The following is a 2677-nucleotide window of genomic DNA, read 5'->3' on the forward strand; positions in this document are numbered from 1 at the left end:
GAGAGAGGCGCAGGAGCCGTCTTCGGCGGGGTGTTCAGGAAGAACTGATCAAGTATTTCTGCGCTGGCGCGACGGCCCGTGCAGCGGCTGAGGTTTCGGGGGTCAACCGCAACACCGCTATCCTGTTCTACCACAAGCTGCGCGAGGTGATCTTCGAGGCCCTGGCAGCCGAAGCACCCGAGCTGCTGGCGGGCGAGATCGAGGTCGATGAAAGCTACTTCGGTGGTCACCGCAAGGGCAAGCGGGGACGCGGCGCAGCAGGCAAGGTGCCGGTGTTCGGGCTCTTGAAACGGCAGGGCAAGGTCTATGTCGCGATCATCGCAAATGCCAGATCAGACACGCTTATTCCGATCATCAAGGAGAAAATCAGGCCCGATAGCGTGGTCTATACCGATGCCTTCGGCAGCTACGACGTGCTCGATGTCTCGGAGTTCCACCACATGCGGATCAACCACTCCAAGCTGTTCGCCGACCAGCGTAACCACATCAACGGCATCGAGAACTTCTGGAACCAGGCCAAACGCCACCTGAGGAGCTACAACGGCATCCCGCGCCAGCACTTCCACCTGTTCATCAAGGAGTGCGAATGGCGCTTCAACTACCGCCCCATTGGGCGTATGCAGGCAACCCTGATGGGCTGGTGGTTCAAATAACCCAAGTAACCCTACCTATGTCAGCCCCTTTGATTTTTATCCAGGGCGTACAAGAGACGTGACAGACGCACCGGGGCTGGCTAATGGGCCCGAATGATGGACTTCCTGATGATGGACTGGCTGTCCAAGCCGGTTTGGATGTGGCTTGCCTTTATCGGCATTGTCATCACGTTGCTGGTCATCGACCTTGGCGTGTTACACCGCGAACAGCGCGAAATCGGAGTCAGGGAAAGCCTGATTCTCTCATCCGTCTACATAGCGCTCGGCCTCACTTTCGGGGCCTGGGTCTGGTGGTACCTGGGCGAGACCGCCGGCATGCAGTATGTCACCGGCTTCGTGATCGAGAAAAGCCTCGCGATGGACAACGTCTTTGTCATCGCCATGATTTTCACCTATTTTTCCGTACCGCGCATTTACCAGCACCGCGTGCTGTTCTGGGGCATCCTGGGGGTGATCGTGCTGCGCGCGATCATGATCGGTCTGGGCGCGGCAATCGTCTCGGAATGGAGCTGGGTGCTCTACATCTTCGCCGCCTTCCTGATCCTGACCGGCGTCCAGATGTGGCGCAACGCGGAGAAGAGTTACGACGTGTCCTCCAACCCGGTGCTCAAGTTCGTGCGTCGCAAGTTCAATGTGACGGACAAACTGCACGGTCAAAGGTTCTGGGTGAAGCAGCCCCATCCCAAGACCGGCAAGCCTGTCTGGTTCATGACGCCGCTGTTCCTGGCGCTGATCATGGTGGAAGTGGTCGACGTGGTTTTCGCGGTCGATTCGGTACCGGCGATCTTCGCGATCACCACCGACCCGTTCATCGTCTACACCTCGAACATATTCGCCATCCTGGGCCTGCGCGCGCTGTATTTCGCGCTGGCAGCGCTGGTCCACCGCTTCCACTATTTGAAGTATGCGCTGGCGCTGCTCCTGGTCTTCATCGGCTCGAAGATTTTCGTCGCCGACCTCCTGGGCATTGACAAGATCCCGCCCTCATTCTCGCTCACGGTCACTTTTGCCATCCTCGCGGCAGGTATCGGTTGGTCGCTTTGGAAAACGCGCGCTCAACCAGCTGCGGAACTGCCGGACAAGACCTGAAATGGAGACAGTCATGAACCTGCAATCGATCATGCTTTTCGCCCCGGCTGAAAGTTCGGTTGCTGACCGCGGCCCGTCCGCCTATGCCATCGCCATCGCTAGGGCGCACAATGCGCGTCTGACCATCTTCGTCGTGAATCTCGACGTCACGACGCCGGGTCGCGAGGCCGACCCCCGACAGGTGGCCGCGGGGATCGGGGATGCGGCAGCCGAGGCAGGCGTCGATCACGTCACGATAACCGAACATTCGCATGCCATCGGAATCCACGAAGTCGTCGCCGAGCACGCCCGTCATCACGACTGCACCATACTGGGCAGCGGAAATCTGGGGGTGCTCACCGAAAAGATCCTGATCGAGCACCTGCTGTTTTTCAGCGGCCGGCCGCTGGTGGTCGTTCCGCAGGACTATCGCGGCGGCGCTCCGCAGGGCGTGACGGCGGTAGCCTGGGACAACACCCCGGCGGCGGCGCGCGCGCTGGGCGATGCCAAGCCGATGATCGGCGACCGCCCCATGGTGTTCCTGACGATCGACGGCGACAAGCAGTTGCAAGGCGACCTGTCCGGCGACAAGATCATCGCCGCAGCGGAGCGGCGCGGACTGAACGCGAGCGCCGCTTCGGCCGAGCGCGGTAGCCGCAACATCGCCGATGCGCTGCAGCAGGAGAGCAAGGCGCTTGGCGCGGATCTCCTCGTCATGGGCGGCTATGGCCATTCGACTTTACGGCGGATTGTGCTTGGCAGCGCCACCGCTTCGATACTGAACGGTCCGAGAATGCCGGTGCTGTTGTCGCATTGAGTGGCAGACTTTGGAAGGCGGAATAATGGAGTTTATGACCACCGAATGGCTGGTTGTTGATTGCCACTGAGATTTGACCCGGGAGGGGCATAAATTTCCACTGAGAAGTGACCCATGTTCTGATCTTTCCCCTGGGCTT

General features: G+C 60.0%; 3 protein-coding genes. All 3 read left to right on the forward strand.

Features of this window, described 5'->3' with window-relative positions:
- Positions 1–653: IS1595 family transposase (locus WFP39_RS15165; RefSeq protein WP_336920669.1), on the forward strand; the 653-nt coding region annotated here is incomplete at its 5' end.
- A gap of 96 nt (positions 654–749) precedes the next feature.
- The gene (locus tag WFP39_RS15170) at positions 750–1742 is read left to right on the forward strand and encodes a TerC family protein (protein WP_336920671.1); all 993 of its coding nucleotides are present in this window, start codon (positions 750–752) and stop codon (positions 1740–1742) included.
- 13 nt (positions 1743–1755) lie between these two features.
- Positions 1756–2538, forward strand: a complete 783-nt coding sequence (locus WFP39_RS15175; RefSeq protein WP_336920670.1) for a universal stress protein — start codon at positions 1756–1758, stop codon at positions 2536–2538.
- Positions 2539–2677: the final 139 nt, after the last annotated feature.

Origin of the sequence: Alteraurantiacibacter lauratis (genome assembly GCF_037154155.1) — a bacterium.
GTDB classification, from domain to species: Bacteria; Pseudomonadota; Alphaproteobacteria; order Sphingomonadales; family Sphingomonadaceae; genus Alteraurantiacibacter; species Alteraurantiacibacter lauratis.